Here is a 17,192-nt window from a genome sequence, read left to right as displayed (position 1 = left end):
TTCGGTGACGATGACGACCGCATCGGCCCCCTCCATCGCCTGATACGGCCCCTCGCAATATTCGACATTGTCGAGCACCTTCTTCGCCTGTTCGGTCCCTTCGGGATCGAAGGCGCGGATCATGGCGCCGGCGTCCTGCAGCGTCTGGATGACGGCAATGGCCGGGCTGTCGCGCATGTCGTCGGTATTGGGCTTGAACGTCAGGCCCAGTATCGCAACGGTCTTGCCGCGCACGTCGCCGCCCATTGCGGCGATGACCTTGCGGCCCATCGCACGCTTGCGGTTGTCGTTGACCGCGACCACCGCCTCGACAATCCGTTGCGGAGCATCATGGTCCTGTGCCGTTTTCAGCAACGCCAACGTATCCTTCGGGAAGCACGACCCGCCATAGCCGGGACCGGCATGCAGGAATTTCGGCCCGATGCGGTTGTCCAGTCCGATGCCGCGCGCTACGTCCTGTACATCGGCGCCAACTTGTTCGCACAGATCGGCGATTTCGTTGATGAAGGTGATCTTGGTCGCCAGGAATGCGTTGCCGGCATATTTGGTCAGCTCGGCCGCGCGCCGGCTCATTTCGATAACCAGTGAGCGGTTCAGCGTCAGCGGGCGATAGATCTGGCGCATGACTTCCATTGCGCGTTCGTCGTCGCCGCCCACGACCACGCGGTCGGGCCGTTTGAAATCGTCGATCGCGGCGCCTTCGCGCAGGAATTCGGGATTGGACACCACGGCAAAATCGGCATCGGGATTGGTTTCGCGTATAATGCGCTCAACCTCGTCGCCAGTGCCGACGGGCACGGTCGATTTGTCGACGATGACCGTGAACCCCGTGATCGCGCCCGCCACTTCGGCCGCGGCGGCATAGACGTAGCTGAGATCGGCATGGCCATCGCCGCGCCGCGACGGCGTGCCGACCGCGATGAACACCGCATCGGCATCCTTCACGCTTTCCGCCAGGTCGGTGCTGAAGCGCAAGCGACCCGCCGCGACATTGCGTGCAACCAGTTCGTCCAGCCCCGGTTCGTAAATCGGCATCCGGCCCGCGTGCAGCGCGTCGATCTTGGACTGATCCTTGTCCACGCAGATCACGTCATGTCCGAAATCCGCAAAGCATGCCCCGGAAACCAGACCGACATAGCCAGAGCCTATCATTCGGATGTGCATGGAATATCCCCCGGTGGCATTGTTACGTTGCAGTGCAACACTGCCTTAGACACATAGCATCGTGCCTACCAGCGTCAAAAGCCCGTCGACTGTGATCACGCGAGCAATCTGCCGCGGCACAGCCTCAATCAAACGACGATGGGTTAAGATGCCCGCATATCCGCAGAAATGCTGAGCTATTTCGGCCGAGGCTGTCCACAGCCATCCTGGTCATGCGGCCTGAAACGCTACAAGCAGACTGTCTCAAATAGGGCCAGCAGCCCATATCCGTTACCGTGTCGTGCCGTTTCGAATGCGCCAATCGTGCTGGACCGGTCGCCTCACGACATCTATATTGCAGTGCGATCACAAGATCTGGTCCCGGAGAGCGAGCCTCGCCGTGAGGGACAGGCGTGTTTGGCTAGCGGCAAAGGCGGGATGCGCGACTAACAGCATGAATTTGAACACTGCCATGATACCGGATGACCGGTTGATGCCCGCGCAAGCCGCAGCGGTTCGGGCGCTGATTGCCGTCGCAGGCGCCGATCGTGTCGCGACCGACGTGCCGCTGTCGGCGCTGGGTCGCTGGCGGATTGGCGGGCCGGCCGATATCGTGGTAACGCCTGCAGACGCTGCCGCGCTTGGCCGCGTGCTGGCGGTAATCGAGGATCTGGAACTGCCGCGCGTCATCATCGGCGACGGATCGAACCTGTTGTTCGACGATGCCGGTTTTCGCGGCGTCATCGTGCGCATCGGTCGGGCGCTGGGCGAATTCGAACTGCGCGAGGACGGCATCGTCGATGCCGGTGCCGGGCTGTGGGTGCCCACCTTTGTCCGCCGGGTGATCGACGCGGGTCTGTCGGGTGCGGTGCATGCCATCGGCATTCCGGGCACGCTTGGCGGGCTGGTGACCATGAATGGCGGCAGCCAGCGCCGCGGGATCGGCGAGAATGTCGTCCATGTCGACGCATTCGACCGCCATGGTCAAGCGCACCGCCTGGACCATGAGGCCCTGGCGTACAGCTATCGCGCGTCTCGGTTGCAGCACGGCGATCTGGTGGTGACGTCGGTGCGGCTGCGCTTTTCGCCCGGCGACCGTCAGGCGATGCATCGCGAGGCGCGCTCGATTCTGCGTGCGCGGCGCGAAAAATTTCCCAAGGTGCGCGCAAATTGCGGATCAGTGTTCGTCAGCGACCCCAAACTGTACGACCTGATCGGCCCGCCGGGCATGGCGATCGAGCGTGCCGGCCTGAAGGGAAAGGCGATCGGCGGCGCACAGTTATCGCCCGACCATGCCAATTTCATCGTCAACAATGGCGGCGCCCGCGCACAGGACGTGCTGGCGCTGATCCGCATCGCGCGCGACCGGGTGGCCGAGCTGTCGGGCATCCGCATGGATGCCGAGGTGCGGCACTTGGCGCCCGACGGCACGATGCGCCCTGCTCATCAAGTCGCAGACCATATCCATGTCGCCCAATATCAAGGAACCTGAGATGAACGCGCCCGCCCTTTCCCCCATGATCGCGCCCGGAATCGAAAACCGCGATCCCAAACGCGTTCTGGCGGTGCGCCCGTCGCGACTGAATGGCATCGTCACGGTCAGCGGCGCCAAGAACAGCGTGCTGCGCCTACTGGCCGCGTCGCTGCTGACGGGCGAGCGCGTTACCCTCGACAATTATCCCGAAGGGCTGCTCGACGCGCAGGTTCATGTCGGCATGCTGGAAGTGCTGGGCAAGCGTTGCACCGTCGATGGCGGCATGCTGACGATCGAGGAGGTTTCCAAGCCTGCTTCGGATCTGGTGTGGGAAGGCCGTTCGATCCGCAACACGCTGCTGATCCTAGGTGCGCTGGTCGCGCGGACCGGCGCAGGCAGCGTGCCGCTGCCCGGTGGCTGCGATCTGGGCGGGCGCGGATATGACCTACACGAATTGGTGCTGACCCGGCTCGGCGCGCGCGTCTATGGCAAGGATGGTCGCCTTTATGCCGAAGCGCCTGAGGGGCTGCGCGGCGCCGAAATCGTGCTGCCGCTGCGTTCGACCGGCGCAACCGAGAATGCGCTGCTCGCCGCATCGCTGGCACGTGGCACGACGCGGCTGTGGAACCCGCATATCCGCCCCGAAATCCTCGACCTGTGCGATTTCCTGCGCGCCATGGGGGCGACGATCACCGTCCATGGTCAGGAAAGCATCGAAATCACCGGCGCCGATGCGCTGAACGGCGTCAGCCGCCGCGTCATGCCCGACAATATGGAAGCGATGACGTGGCTGGTGGGGTCGGTCATCAGCGGCGGCGATGTCGAAATCCGCGACTTCCCGTTCGAGGATCTGGAAGTGCCGCTGATCTTCCTGCGCGAAAGCGGCGCCAAGATCTTTCGCGAGGGATCGACCGCGATCGTCCGGTCGGGCCGCCCCTATCCGGTGGAAATCAGCACCGGGCCTTATCCCGGCATCAATTCGGACATGCAGCCGCTGTTCGCCGCGCTGGGCGCATGCGCGCGCGGTGCGTCGCGTATCGTCGATTTGCGCTTTGCTGGACGCTATGCCTATCTTGAACAGTTTGCGAAGATGGGCGTCGGAAGCTTCGTGAAGGACGGCACTGCCCATATCGAGGGGACCCAGTCGCTGCGCGGCGCGTCGGTGGTCGCGCTCGACCTGCGCGCCGGTGCAGCGCTTGCGCTGCTGGGTCTGCGTGCCGAGGGTGAGACGCAGATCGCCGATGCGTGGCAGATCGAACGTGGCTATGATAAATTCATTGATAAGGCCCGCGCGCTACAGGCGGATATGAACTATTTCGACCGCTGATCGAGTGATCGTGTTGAGTGCCGGGGGATTTCAGAATGCAGGTCGAACATAATCCGCTGCGCAGCGCACTGAAGGCCTGCAAGCGCCATTTCTGGGCGGTCGCGGTCTTCTCCGGCCTGATCAACATCCTGTATCTGGCTCCGTCGATCTTCATGCTGCAGGTCTATGACCGCGTGGTGCCTACGCGCGGCGTGCCGACGCTGCTGGTGCTGTCGCTGATCCTGGCAGTGTCGCTGATCGTCTTTGCGCTGCTCGACATGGTGCGTATCCGGTTGTTGATGCGCGCCAGCATCCGACTGGAAAAGATGGCGGCAGGTAATATCCTGCACCGCATTGTCGGTGCCGGCGGCGCCAGCCCTGCCCAGCGGGCGCAGGCGATGCGCGATTTCGATACGCTGCGCGGCACGCTGACGGGACCGGCAATCATCGCCATCTTCGATGCGCCTTGGGCGCCGATCTACATCCTGATTTCGTGGCTGTTGCATCCGCTGATCGGAATGCTGGCGCTGTTCAGCTCGATTCTGCTGATTGCACTGGCGGTAGCCAGCGACTGGTCGATCAAGAAATCGGTTGCCGATGTATCGGCGCGGACCAGCTATGCCTATCGCTCGCAGGACTATTCAATCCAAGCGTCCGAAGTGGCGCGTGCATTGGGCATGCGCGACGCCGTGGTCACTCGCCACTTGGCCGAGCGTGCCGACCTTGCCCGGCGGCAGGGCGAAATCGCCGGCACGTCGGGCAGTTTCCTGGCCGCCACCAAATTCCTGCGTCTCTTCCTGCAGTCGATGGCGCTGGGGCTGGGCGCATATCTGGCGATCCAGCAGGAAATCTCCGCCGGTGCGATCTTTGCCGCGTCGCTGATCCTGGGCCGCGCTTTGCAGCCGGTCGAGCAGATCCTGAACGCCATGAAGAACGTCATGAGCGCGCAGAACGCCTATAAGAGCCTAGACCGTTTCTGCCGCCTGCCCGACGTGACCGCAGTGCGCACGTCGCTGCCCTCGCCAGAGGGTCGGATCGAGGTGTCGGGCGTGACGGTGCGCGTGCCCGGTTCGGACCGCGTGCTGCTGGACAATCTAACCTTTACTGTCGAACCGGGCGAGATCGTCGCGCTGGTGGGGCCAAGCGGCGCGGGCAAGTCGACGCTGCTGCGCACCCTGGCCGGGGCGATCGTTCCCGACGAGGGCGAAGTGCGGGTCGACGGCGCGCGCCTGACCGACTGGAACCCAGACGAACTGGGCCGCCATGTCGGCTACATGCCGCAGACGCCGACGCTGTTTCCGGCCAGCGTCCACGCCAATATCTCCCGCTTTCGCGCCATGACCGAGGGCGCCGGCGAGGACATGGACCGCGAAGTGATCGAGGCCGCGACGCTGGCGGGCGCGCACGACGTGATCCTGCGGTTCGAACATGGTTATGAAACGCAGCTGACTGTGCGCGAGGGCGGCGGATTGTCGTCGGGCCAGCGCCAGCTTGTCGCCCTAGCGCGCGCGCTGTTCGGTTCGCCCACCATCTTCTTCCTCGACGAACCCAATGCGCATCTGGATATTTCGGGTGAGTCGCGATTGATGGCGACGTTGCAGTCGCTGAAACAGCGCGGCGCGACGGTCATCGTCTCAACCCATCGCACCGGGTTGCTCCAGGCTGTCGACAAGGTGATGCTGCTGCGCGATGGTGCCATCCAGATCTATGATGATCGGGCGAAGGTAATCCGCCCTGCCGCACCCGCCGTGGAAGCGGGCAAGGAGCAGGGTCAGTTAAACAAGGACCAGTCCAGAAATGACGATGAGTCCCGCACTCAGGGCGCAACGTCGTGACCGGTGAGATCGCCGCCCGCCAGCATATCGTCCCCGCCGAGCCGCGGTCGCCGGCGGCGCCGGACATGACCCTGGATGACTCGCCCAATCGCGCATTGACGATCGGCATCGGCATCGCGGTGCTGTTCTTCGTCGTGCTGATGGGCTGGGCAGCGATTGCCCGGCTTGACGCAGCGGCTGCGGGCGACGGGCGCGTGACCGTGTCGGGCAACCGGCAGACGGTGCAGCATCGCGACGGAGGCATTATCGAGGACATCGACGTGCGCGAAGGACTGCACGTCAAGCAGGGCCAGATCCTGATCCGTCTGAAGGGTGCCGAAGTCGCCGCGACCGAACGCGCACTGGCGGGCAGCGTCATCGACCTTCAGGCCCAGCGCGCCCGTCTTGAGGCCGAAATTCGAGGCGGCGCGATCCAGTGGCCGGAAAGCTTTGCTCAAGCCGAAGGGGACGACCGGGTGTTGGTCGACCGGGCAATGGCAATGCAGACGGCGCAGCGTTCTGCCCGGCAGAGCGCATTGGCATCGAACCGCGCGGTTATCCGGCAGCAACAGGCCGAAGCGGCGCAGCAGATCGGCGGCTATTCCGCGCAGGCCCGCGCCAGCGCGGCACAGCGGCGGTCGTTGCAGGAACAGCTGGAAAGCACGCGCAAGCTTGCCGAAGAGGGCTATGTCTCACGCAATTCAGTGCGTGCGATCGAACGTTCGATCCAGCAGCTGGAAGGCGCCGATGCCGAATATGCCGCGCGTGCCGAGGCGGCTCGCGAGCAGGTCGGCCAGGCGCGGGAGTCGGCAGTGTCGGCGGCTGCCCGTTATACCGAGGATGCCGCTGCGGTGCTGCGCGACACGCAGTTCCAGCTGAACGACGTGCTGCCCAAATGGCTGGAGGCCAAGGAACAGCTAGAGCGCACGGTCATCCGCGCGCCAGTGGCGGGCCGTGTGGTTGACCTGAAAATCTATTCACGCGGCGGGGTGGTCCAGGCGGGACAGCCCATTCTGGACATCGTGCCCGATAACGCCCCGCTGGTGATCAAGGCCAATTTCGATCCAGGCGATATCGATGGCGTGTATGAAGGGCGATCGGCCGAGGTGAAGTTCCTGTCGCTGCACGAACGCGATCTGCCGATCCTGTTGGGCACGATCCGCAACGTCTCCGCTGACAGCCTGACCGACGAGAAATCGGGCCAGCGTTATTTCACTGCCGAAATCATCGTGCCGCCGTCGCAGATCGCGATGCTGCGCGAAGTGCGCGGCGCCGATCTGGGCATCCGGCCCGGCGTGCCGGTAAGCGTGCTGGTCAAGCTACGGCAGCGCACGGCGTTGCAATATCTGCTCGATCCGCTGTTCGAAACATTCCGGCGGTCGATGCGCGAGCGTTAAGGCCGGAACCGTGGGCAATGATCCGCGCGGCGGATGCAAAATTGGGGGGATTGGCGATGACGTTGCGTGACTGGCTGTTGGGGGGATTGGTGACGCCGGGATTGATCGCCGGTCCGGCTCTGGCACAGACCGCCCCCTCGCGGGCATTGCCGGGCATGGTGGAACAGGCGCCCGTGACGGGCACCGACACGCTGGATCGCGCGATCGCCGACGCCTATCGCAACAATCCGCAACTGGAAGCGCAGCGCGCACAGTTGCGGGCGCTTGACGAAACGGTGATCCAGGCCAGCGCGCCCTATCGCCTGCAATCCAGTGTCGGCGCCAGCATACGGTACCAGGAACAGGTCCAGCGCGACGTCATTTTCGAAGATCTGGTGACCAATCGCGCGCGCGCGACTGGCATCTCGCTGTCGGCATCGCAGATCCTGTTCAACGGTGGCCGCACCGCCGCGCGCGTTTCGGCGGCCGAAGCAAGCGTGCTGTCGGGCCGCGAGCGGCTGCGCGAGGTCGAGAACTTCATTATTCAGGAAGTTATCGATTCCTATATCTCGGTGCTGCGCGACCAGCGTATCGTCGAAATTCAGCGGCGTTCGACCCAAAGTTATCAGCGGCAGGTCGATCAGGCGCGCGCGCGCGAACGCGGCGGCGACCTGACCCGCACCGACATTGCCCAGGCAGAGGCGCAGCTGGGCATCATCCAGACGCAGCTGGCCCAGGCCGAAGCCAACCTCGAACGTAGCCGCGCCCGCTTTGCTGCCGCAGTCGGGCGCAATCCGGGCCAGCTTCAGCCGCCCCCGCCCCTGCCCGGCATCCCGTCGTCGATAGACATGGCGTTCCGTCTGGCAGAGGCCGAAAGCCCGACATTGTGGCAGGCGATCCTGAACGAACGCGCGGGCCGCGCCCAGATCGCCGCGGAGCGTGCCGAACGCAATCCCATCCTGTCGGCGGATGCGTCGATCGGGCTCAACGATCCGTCAGGCATCGGTTTCAACAATCTGCGGCGCGGGGCCAGCGCGGCGGCGACGTTGACGATCCCGCTGCTGACCGGCGGGCTGATCGATTCACGCGTCCGCCAGGCACTGGCCAATCAACAGTCACTGGCATTCAACGTCGAGGCCACCCGCCGCGGCGTCGCATCGCAGATTCAGAATGCGTGGAACCAAGCGGTATCGTCGGGCGAGCAGCTGGCGATCGGCCAGGCGGCGAGCCAAGCCGCCGAAACCGCGCTAGAAGGCGTGCGGCGCAGTTTTCAGGAAGGTTTCCGGTCGAACTTCGAAGTGCTAGATTCCGAACAGCGCCTGCTGAACGCGCAGATCATTGTCGCCAATGCCGAGTATCAACGTTACGCATCGCAGGCCAATTTGCTGACTTATGTCGGCCGTTTGCAGGCCGCGGCGCTCAGCGCGGTCGAGCCTTATGACATGGCAGAGAATCTGAAGCGCCAGAAGGGCAAGCAGATCGATCCGTTCCAGCTCTTTGTCCGGCCGCTGGACCAGCTTGCCCAGGCACCCGATGACCCGCGCGAGGCGCCGATGCTGCCGATCACGGCCAATCCCACGTTTCGCCGGGCGGAAACCCCGCCGCCGTCACGCCCGCTGGGCCGTGCGCTGCCGGTCGATCCGGCCCGTCCCCGCCCCGCCCTGCCGGACCAGGATGCACCGACCCCGGCGCAGAAGATGCAGCCGCGCTGAACCTCCGCCTCGCCGGGTAAACAACACCCCGGCGACATCGCTCCCACGCGCTATCGCGTGGGGGCGATGTCGCGGCAGATGAGCATATCGCCTCGGCGGACATGTTGGCACTAGGCGTTATCCTTGGTCAGGGGGATGAAAGTTTGGCTGCTGTTCCATCGTCAGCCGTTGGCGTTCGGCATCCGTGCGTGGATCAAATAGCGCTAAATACTTGATCCGGCAGTGTGGCGGTACGGTTGACCATGATGCTTTGTGAAAAGGTTCTGGGTCAGATTTTACCCGGCGGCACCCAGATGCCTGAGGCAGTCCGTCGGGCGATACAGCGGAGTAAAGAAAGCATGAGAGCGGTTGCCGGTTGCTACGGGACCAGCCTGGCGACCGTACAGAAGTAGCGCAAGGCGGTAAGCGTCAGCGGTGCCGGATGGGGTCGAAGGCCATTTACTCCACCGTCGCAACCGCGAAAGATGAGGCAATGGCTATGGCATTTGATGCCACACCCTGCTGCCACTGGATGATTGCCTTTACGCTGTGGTCGACAATCCCGCACTGGACCGCGTCCGTCGCTGCAGCGACACGACATCAGCCGGTTGCCGGCGCTCTAAAGCGAAGCCCTCGAAAAGGCGCTGCAACGTATAGGGACAGTCGTTCTGCGCAGCAGGGTGTGCCGCCGGAACACCACAACTTTGCTTCGGCTTTGGACAAGGTGATTGAATGAGAGCCTCGGCCCAGTTTTAGCTCCTCGACCGTTGTCCGCTTACGCCACTTGGCCACCGTCTTTGGTTTGATCCTAGGTTCGCGGCTGAGCGTTCCGAGCGAAGCTTGCGTTCGCTGCATTGCCGCTCAGACAGCTTGCGTGGTCGTAGCGCTTTCAGGTCAAATCTGTCCAACGACAGGATCGTACCATCGAACCCTAAGATCAAACACGCGAAAAATGTAAAAACAATCTGATAGTCAGCGCTCGTTAATAATAAGCGATATTCGAATCGTTTATTCACAAGTCAATGCGTATAGCCGCGCCGCAAAAACGCTTTGCCGCAAAACCATCGTAGAATCTCAACCGATATATCAACCAAAAATTAGGTGATGGAGATTATTAATATATTCGAACAGTCCGCATGTCTATGAACATAAGATTCGGCTGTAGTTCTACTATGGCAAATAGACGTGCGTAGTTAGAGCAGCCTCCCATCACGTTTCATGTAATGACTAGGTAGGAAATCATCTTGAGTAAAACCAGGCTTTTCATATCGACAGATATGCAGATGATCACCGGCGTCAACCACGTGAACGGAGACAAGGATGATGTTCAATCGTTGATACATGCATTGATGTATCAAGATAAAATAAACATCGTCGGGATAGCGTCGTCGACATCAAAACATCAGCCGGGCGCAAATGACGAACGCTTTATCAAGCATGTCATCAACGCCTATGGCAAAGACCGTGAAACGCTAGCGGATCAGGCTGACGGGTTCAAAACCTCCAAGCAACTGCTTGATATTACGTACCAAGGCACGAAGAAACTTGCCAATGGCAGCGGGTATGCTGCGCGAACCGAAGCATCGGACGCCATCATCCGCGAAGCACGCGCGGCCGAAGCTGCCGGTGAAAAACTATATGTAGCGACTTGGGGCGGCTTGGGTGACGTGGCCCGTGCGCTGCATGACGCGCCCGAAATCGCCGGGTCAATCCGTCTGCTGTCGGCATCGGGGCCGGTGCAGGAACCTAATGCACATCGCTATATCCAGAAGAATTTTGCAGGCGAGGGCGAGTTGTGGTGGATCGATGCGCGCACGACCCAGCGCGGCATTTATGCCGGTCCCGAGGGCCGCTTGCCTCCTATGTCCGATGCATGGGCCGAAACCAATGCCGAGGGGCATGGGGCGTTGGGCGACTTGTTCTATGCTAACACCCAGGACGTGCGCGGCAAGGGCGATAAATATGATGGCGTGAAGATGGGAGACTCTTTTTCGGTTTTCTACCTCATCGACAAGGCAAATAACGATGATCCGACTGCCGAAAGCTGGGGTGGTGAATATCGCAAGGTCGACGATAAATACTGGGTCGACCGGACCGACGAAAAGTTCGGTTGGTCCGGCAGCAACGGTGCCCGCACGACCTATGAGGACCGTGCTGCGTGGACGTCGGACTTCGCCAAGCGGTTCGATTGGCTGACTCGAAAGAATGACGACGAGGAAGACCGCGACGATGAGGATGATGCGCCCGTCAACACGGCGCCGGTTGCCGTCGATGACCGGTTTGCCGCCACCACCGGCAAAGCGGTTTCCGGGAACGTGCTGACCAACGACCGGGATGCCGAAGGCGACCGCCTGTTCGCCTCGTTGAAGGATGGTCCGGACAACGGAAAGCTAAAGCTGACTGCCGATGGCAGCTTTACCTATACGCCGGATGCTGGTTTCACTGGAAGGGACAAGTTTACCTATCAGGTCAATGACGGTGACCGGACCGCGTCGGCAAATGTGACCGTTACCGTGACGGAGCCTAAAAAGGACTATTCCGACGATCCAATCCTTGCCCGCTCCAACACCATCGACCTTTCGTCGGGCAGCGATCAGCGCGTTACCGCAAAGGCGGGGTCTAACAGCGTGTTCGTCGATCTGGCCGCTAACAGCGGCAGCGACCGCGTGGTCGATTTCGGACGAAACGATGTACTGGTGCTTTCGGATACGCTCGACAGCGGTACGCCGAAGACGAAGGGTGGCTGGCTCGCGCTGGACAGCGACGGCGATCGCATCGAACTACCCTCGGTCGATATGCTGCGGCTGCTGGGCACGTCGGACACCGGCTTGGCGGTCTATGCCGACGCGTCGGTTCGGCCGAGCGGAGCGATTGAGGGTACGCTGGACGACGATCGTTTGGCGTCCAGCCGGGGCAATGGCAAGTCCGAAACTTTCTTTTTTGACACGGCGCTAGGTCTGAATCTTGGCGACGATGACATCCTCAATTTTGGCGAGCGTGACCAGCTGGTCACGACCCGCAAGCTACTGGATGGTAATGGCGACGGAATTCTGGCGTTCGGCAGCAATGACGGACTGGACCTGAAGCATCAGGGGCTGAGCGGCAGCCTTGGCCATGTGCGTCTTTTCGGTGACGACGGCGACCAGATCACGTCATTGTCTCTCGAACGAACGGTCGAACAGGATGGAGTGTCGTACTTTGTGTACGTTATAGCCGAATGATCGTACGGGCAGAGCGGGTGCGACACCCGCTCTGTTTATGACGGCGGCGGCAAGGTAGATGGCGGCGAGGAAGTTGATTGCGAGCTCGTCATAGCGGGTAGCGATGCGGCGATAGACCATGAGACGGCAGAACATGCGCTTGACAGCGTTCCGGCCCTTATCGAGCGTTTTAGAGAAGCGGCTTTTCCAGCGGCGGTTGGCTTTGGGTGGGATGTTGGAGACGGCACCTTGGCGCAGGCCAATGCACTGCCTGACTGCAGCGCGCCCGTCACCGCCACGCGCGGCATGGCAACGACCGGCCTGACCCGCGATCTGGTCGGGCGATGGTATGTGGGCAATGGCCGCACGATGCGCCATCCGCTGCTGTTCAGCCGGCTTTCGCTCGACCTATCGGCGATCGAAGTCGAATTCGACCTCCCCCGGCTTGGCATAGCACCGGAAATCGCCGGGTCGTGTCAGGGCATGACGCTTGACCGGTCGGGACGGCACGATCTGGATGTTGGTCAAGCTGTCGGGGGCCGATGGACGCGATATCCACCTGCTCCATTTCGACCGATGTCGGGGGCGTTGCTGCAGGCGCCGCTGCGTGTCGATCCGAACGATAATGGCATCGCACACGATCCGTTCAGCAATCTGTTATGTATCGTTCGCGATACCGGCCAGAAGCTGGCCTACGACAAGGGCGGGTAGGTGCGCGCTGGGCCAGTGTCGCTGCCTTCCGACAGCGACCAGTGCATCGTCGCGGGAATGGCGGTCGACGCCAGCCTGCCCGTTAAATTGTTGATTACGGCCGGCGCGAACGGTGCGTTCGGTGCGATCCACCGATTTCGACGTGTGGAAGATTATGGGAGCCGCGTTGCAACGGGATCGATACGCTGGTGGGGGCGGACGCTATCGAAGGAATATGGTGCGACGCGAACGGGATCGCGAGCAACAACAATGCGGCGACCCATGTCGGCCAACCTCCGGAAAGCTAAATTTTATTCTACTGATTCGTCAGCGAGAGGCTCGGCGCTGAAACGTAGAACGTGGCATTCCGATCCCAACGGAGAAAAATTTCCAGGTAAACCGATAAATTGCCGCACGGATGAAACGTCTCATCGCGAGACAGTTATGTGTGGACGTTAACCACGATAGGGGCTGTTTTCGAGCGGAGACACAAAACTGTCGCCATAAATACAGTAAATGGGGTGATGGTTAAAGGTCAGCGCAGCAGATCCTTAATTGGTAGCTAACTGCGTACATTGAAACTTTGTCATGTCTGGCTGGGCGATGACATGCGTCGGGCGGGGGAGCTGCATGTCTGCAATAGCGGCAGGTGCTTCGTCGACGGGTGAATATAATCCGCGCGTTATCAATCTAGCGAGGTAACAATGGCCGTTAAGAGTGCAATTTCGGGGGGTGAGGCATTCCTTCAGGGCACCTATCTGGGGATCGGCATCAACGCTTATGGTGGTCTTGGAACTACTACGGCGGCGCCTAGCGGAATTACGAGCGACATTGAGACTGGTCTGAAACGGGTCGGCCTGGTCGCCGATTTTGACGGGTTCGGCACCGGCGCCAAGATGTCGCTCAACGACGTTCTGCTCCAGGGACGTGCGATCGAAGGGTTCAACATCGGTTACAAGACCGGTGGCCAGACCCATGTTCAGAGCAACCAGCTGCTGACCGGCTTCACCGAGGTGAAGGGATCGCTCAGCAACAAGTCGTCCGGCGATACGGCGAAGGCGCTGTGGACCGGCAAGACGACCGAGAACCTGGCCGTTTCGCAGACGATTTCGCTGGCGGATGACGCAAAGTATGTCCGCATCGACGTGACGCTGACCAACCAGTCGGGAAGCACGATGAGCGATGTGCGCTACATGCGCACCGCCGATCCAGACCAGTCGGACAAATACGCCACGACGAACAAGATCGAAAGCCAGGGCGACAATGGAGCGCTGGTTTCGGCCTATCTCAACTCAAACAATCCGTTCTTCATGTTCAGCGATGACGACCGTGCGGTCGCGTCCTTCTATGGATTCGTCAACAGTGATCCCTACGCCGCAGCGGCGCACGATGCAGCGCAAAGCGTGGGGTACACCAAGACGGTCGACCAGACGCTGAACCTGACCTTCGACATCGGCACGCTGGCGGCCGGCGCGTCGACGACGCTCACGCTGTACATGGGCGTCACGGACGACCTGAAGGCAACGATCTCCGACATCAAGGCTGATGACGGCGACGGACCGAGCACGCCGCCGCCGCCGGTCGATGTGAACGTCGCGCCCGACGCCGCCAATGACAGCTTCGAGCTGGACGCTGGCGAAAGCGTCAAGGGCAATGTGCTTGCCAATGACAAGGATGCCGATGGCGACGCACTGAAGGCATCGGTCAAGACGGGCCCTTCAAACGGTACGCTGTCGCTGGCTGCCGATGGCAGCTTTGTCTATACGCCTAAGGACGGCTTCAGCGGGATCGACAAGTTCGTCTATACCGTGTCGGACGGCAAGGCATCGGACACCGCGACGGTGACGCTGGACGTGGCAGAGGTGGTGGCACCGCCGCCCCCCCCGCCCCCGCCCCCGCCCCCGTCCCCCCCGCCGCCGCCTCCTCCTCCGCCGGTGGATGACGTGGCCACTGATCTGGTCGCGCGTGCGGGCACGGTCGATGGTTCGTCGGCGCTGGATCAGATCCTGTCGGGCAAGGATGGCGCCAACACCTTCCATATCGCTGCGGGTACGACGGGCAACGACCGCATCACCAATTTCGGCAAGGACGACGTGCTTGCGTTCGACAAGGCGCTGTATGACGGCAACAAGGACGGCATCATTGCGCTGTCTGGCAATGTTTTGTCGATCGATGCACCGCGAGTCGGTGACATGGTAAAAATCGATGACGTGTCCAAGCTGCGTTACCTTGGGGTCGATGACGCCGGTCATTCGATCTATGCCGACGCCACCGTCCGTCCCAAGGGCGCCAAGGAAAGTACGCTGGCCGACAACAGCTTCAGCGGCGACTCAGGCGACAAGAGCAAGAACGTGTTCTTCTTCGACACCGCGCTGGGCGCCGATCTGGGCAGCGACACGATCACCAAGTTCGGCCAGCGTGACATGATCGTCACCACCACCAAGATCAACGATGGCAATGGTGACAACATCATCATCCGCAGCAACGGCAACATCACGCTGCCGGGCGATCAGGGCAATGTCGTGCTGAAGGGCATGAACGGCGCGTTGATCGACACGCTGGAATTCGATGGCGCGGTCATCCGCAACGACGTGACCTATTATGTCTACTCGATGGTCGGCTCGACGAACACCGATGCGAACGATCTGAGCTTCTGATCGCCCGGATGGGCATAACCTAACCCACCGGTCCTAAAACGGATCGAAATAAAAACCCCGCGTCGGGCAACCGGCGCGGGGTTTTTCAATGTTCGCCCGCGAAAACCGAAAGAGACCCGTTTCCCCAGGGAAACAGGCCTCTTCCCGGAGAAGGAGGGATCAGGCTTCGTCGAACGGATTAACCGTGGTTGTTTCTGTCCCGTAATAATAATAGGTCACACCGTCGATTTCGTTCGTGCCCAGATAGGCAAGACCATCAATGCCGGCGAAGTCGACTTGGCCGCCCGGGCCGGTCGAGGGATCGCTTTCCTGCGGACCTTCGGCACCCGAGGTGTCGAGCACATCGTTACCGCCAAAGGTGACGACGCCGTTGCCGGTGTTGTCAAACAGCAGGCTGGTGGTAACGAACAGGTCATCGTCGCCAAAGCCGGTGACGGTATCGCTGCCCAGGTTCAAGCCCAACGCATTGTCATGCAGCAGCACCTTTGCGCCACTGCTCAGATCGATATTGTCGTCGCCGACATCGCCTTCGACGACATTCGACTGACCGAAGGTGTCGAACAGGTTTCGCAGCGTGTCGGCGTCAGCATAGACGTGATTGCCGCTCTTCTCATTCAGATAGCGCAGCTCGATGACGCCGACGACCTGAAGCTGGTCAGGCCCCGCATTCTTGTTTGTCGTGCGATCGATATCCAGCACGCCGTTCGGGCCAAAGGCAACAAAGCCGTCGCCATTGCCGTCAAAAATCTTTGTGCTGTTGAGGATGGAATCGTTGCTGGTGAAATTCAGGAAGGTGTCGTCGCCAACGAGACCATTTTCGATTACGAAAGCGACGGCATTTCCTATCACGTCCGAATCATAAACGTCGTCCGCATTATTAGCTAAGACGTTGAATACCGTCGCCGTGGAAATCAGCGTGCTGTTATCACGAAATGCCATTAGAGCCTCCAGTCGATTCGAGGAATGTGTTCTCAATCGCCCTTAGACACAGGGGCTACGCTAATTGGCGCTAATATGCTTCCGTTAAGAAAATGTCAACCAAACTCTTGTAAAATCCGGCTCACAAACTTGTCCATTCTATACAATGGAATAAAAGCTATATTTCAACTATGTTGTGCAAAGAGGGGCATGGGCGTATCGCACGCTGGCTCTGCCGGCTGCCGCGTGGCGATAATCCAATGGCTGTGGTGGATCAGGAATAGGCTTGCAGCGCCTGTTCGTAACAAGTGGCGGTGCGTGAAATGATGCGCGCAGGTATGCCGACTGCGACACTGTTGTCAGGAACGTCGCAGCGCACAACGGCATTGGCGCCAACTTCGACATGATTGCCCACGCGGATGCCGCCCAAGAGTTTTGCTCCGGCATAAAGGACGACGTCGTCGCCGACCGAGGGATACCGATTAGCCTTGAAATCGCCGCGTCGTGCGCCACCCAATGTTACTTGGTGATAGATAGTGCAGTTGCTGCCAATGCGGGCGCCCGTGCCGATCACGATGCCGGACGGGTGTGGCAGCTTCAATCCGGGACCGATTTGCGCCCCCGGCTGCACGAAACAGCCGAAATCGCGCCGCAACTGACGATTGGCCCAGTCGCGAAACCGGCGCCGTCGCGGGCGGTCGAAATGCTGAGCAAGCCGGATCAGCGCCACCGCGCGGTAACGCCCGCCATGTGAGCGCAGCAGCCTGATGGCCTGCAACAGGTTGAGTGACCGCTCCTGGCCATAAACATCGACCGCCAGCGACGGGAGCGCGGTGGCCTGCGACGAACCAATGTCGGCAACGTTCATTGCAAGCCCTCGCTCCGATAGCGGACCCTTTTACAGATTTGATTCGATCCAAAAC

Annotated in this window: 11 protein-coding genes and 1 pseudogene; 8 read left to right on the top strand and 4 right to left on the bottom strand. The window is 61.1% G+C overall.

The annotated features are described in order from the left end of the window. On the bottom strand, positions 1–1,164 hold a 1,164-nt coding region (locus ACAX61_RS17095; protein WP_370715941.1), incomplete at its 3' end, for a UDP-glucose dehydrogenase family protein. Between the two features lie 433 nt (positions 1,165–1,597). On the opposite strand from ACAX61_RS17095, the gene murB reads away from it, so the two are divergent. The 6 genes from murB to ACAX61_RS17065 all read left to right on the top strand — a co-directional run bounded on the left by murB (position 1,598) and on the right by ACAX61_RS17065 (position 12,025). Continuing rightward, positions 1,598–2,635, top strand: coding sequence for a UDP-N-acetylmuramate dehydrogenase (gene murB, locus ACAX61_RS17090; RefSeq protein WP_370715940.1), 1,038 nt, complete (start codon positions 1,598–1,600; stop codon positions 2,633–2,635). 1 nt (position 2,636) lies between these two features. Beyond that, a complete protein-coding gene (locus tag ACAX61_RS17085; RefSeq protein WP_370715938.1) occupies positions 2,637–3,944 on the top strand; it encodes a UDP-N-acetylglucosamine 1-carboxyvinyltransferase in 1,308 nt (435 codons plus the stop codon). A 35-nt stretch (positions 3,945–3,979) separates the two neighbouring features. Then, on the top strand, positions 3,980–5,758 hold the full coding sequence (locus ACAX61_RS17080; protein WP_370715937.1) for a type I secretion system permease/ATPase: 1,779 nt from the start codon (positions 3,980–3,982) through the stop codon (positions 5,756–5,758). Next, complete coding sequence (locus ACAX61_RS17075; RefSeq protein WP_370715935.1) at positions 5,755–7,134, top strand: HlyD family type I secretion periplasmic adaptor subunit; 1,380 nt, start codon at positions 5,755–5,757, stop codon at positions 7,132–7,134. Before ACAX61_RS17080 ends, ACAX61_RS17075 begins: the two co-directional genes overlap by 4 nt. A gap of 56 nt (positions 7,135–7,190) precedes the next feature. Beyond that, positions 7,191–8,825 (top strand): TolC family outer membrane protein, encoded by a 1,635-nt coding sequence (locus ACAX61_RS17070; RefSeq protein ID WP_370715934.1) that lies wholly within the window; start codon positions 7,191–7,193, stop codon positions 8,823–8,825. A 1,223-nt stretch (positions 8,826–10,048) separates the two neighbouring features. After that, a complete protein-coding gene (locus ACAX61_RS17065) occupies positions 10,049–12,025 on the top strand; it encodes a nucleoside hydrolase-like domain-containing protein (protein ID WP_370715933.1) in 1,977 nt (658 codons plus the stop codon). A gap of 39 nt (positions 12,026–12,064) precedes the next feature. Here ACAX61_RS17065 and ACAX61_RS17060 read toward each other — a convergent pair. Next, a pseudogene (locus ACAX61_RS17060) lies at positions 12,065–12,313 on the bottom strand (IS5/IS1182 family transposase); the annotation flags it as partial. Between ACAX61_RS17060 and ACAX61_RS17055 the strand changes: the two are divergent. Continuing rightward, the gene (locus tag ACAX61_RS17055; RefSeq protein WP_370715948.1) at positions 12,254–12,715 is read left to right on the top strand and encodes a hypothetical protein; all 462 of its coding nucleotides are present in this window, start codon (positions 12,254–12,256) and stop codon (positions 12,713–12,715) included. The pseudogene ACAX61_RS17060 and the gene ACAX61_RS17055 sit on opposite strands and share 60 nt — an antisense overlap. 683 nt (positions 12,716–13,398) lie before the next feature. Continuing rightward, positions 13,399–15,351: an Ig-like domain-containing protein gene (locus ACAX61_RS17050; RefSeq protein WP_370715932.1), complete on the top strand. Its 1,953-nt coding sequence runs from the start codon at positions 13,399–13,401 to the stop codon at positions 15,349–15,351. Positions 15,352–15,510: 159 nt separating this feature from the next. On the opposite strand, the gene ACAX61_RS17045 is transcribed toward ACAX61_RS17050, so the two are convergent. Both ACAX61_RS17045 and ACAX61_RS17040 read right to left on the bottom strand, forming a co-directional pair. Continuing rightward, positions 15,511–16,290, bottom strand: a complete 780-nt coding sequence (locus ACAX61_RS17045; protein WP_370715931.1) for a hypothetical protein — start codon at positions 16,288–16,290, stop codon at positions 15,511–15,513. A 253-nt stretch (positions 16,291–16,543) separates the two neighbouring features. Continuing rightward, positions 16,544–17,137, bottom strand: coding sequence for a serine O-acetyltransferase (locus ACAX61_RS17040; RefSeq protein WP_370715930.1), 594 nt, complete (start codon positions 17,135–17,137; stop codon positions 16,544–16,546). Between the last annotated feature and the right edge of the window lie 55 nt (positions 17,138–17,192).

It is taken from the genome of Sphingomonas sp. IW22 (genome assembly GCF_041321155.1).
Taxonomy (GTDB): domain Bacteria; phylum Pseudomonadota; class Alphaproteobacteria; order Sphingomonadales; family Sphingomonadaceae; genus Sphingomonas.
The sequence above is the reverse complement of the archived record's forward strand: the minus strand, read 5'-3'. Positions and strand labels throughout refer to the sequence as shown.

Excerpts from the sequence above, each read along its gene's own strand:
- ACAX61_RS17070 (WP_370715934.1), top strand. The coding sequence starts at position 7,191 with ATGACGTTGCGTGACTGGCTGTTGGGGGGATTGGTGACGCCGGGATTG.
- ACAX61_RS17045 (WP_370715931.1), bottom strand. The coding sequence starts at position 16,290 with ATGGCATTTCGTGATAACAGCACGCTGATTTCCACGGCGACGGTATTC.
- ACAX61_RS17085 (WP_370715938.1), top strand. The coding sequence starts at position 2,637 with ATGAACGCGCCCGCCCTTTCCCCCATGATCGCGCCCGGAATCGAAAAC.
- ACAX61_RS17050 (WP_370715932.1), top strand. The coding sequence starts at position 13,399 with ATGGCCGTTAAGAGTGCAATTTCGGGGGGTGAGGCATTCCTTCAGGGC.
- ACAX61_RS17040 (WP_370715930.1), bottom strand. The coding sequence starts at position 17,137 with ATGAACGTTGCCGACATTGGTTCGTCGCAGGCCACCGCGCTCCCGTCG.
- murB (WP_370715940.1), top strand. The coding sequence starts at position 1,598 with ATGAATTTGAACACTGCCATGATACCGGATGACCGGTTGATGCCCGCG.
- ACAX61_RS17080 (WP_370715937.1), top strand. The coding sequence starts at position 3,980 with ATGCAGGTCGAACATAATCCGCTGCGCAGCGCACTGAAGGCCTGCAAG.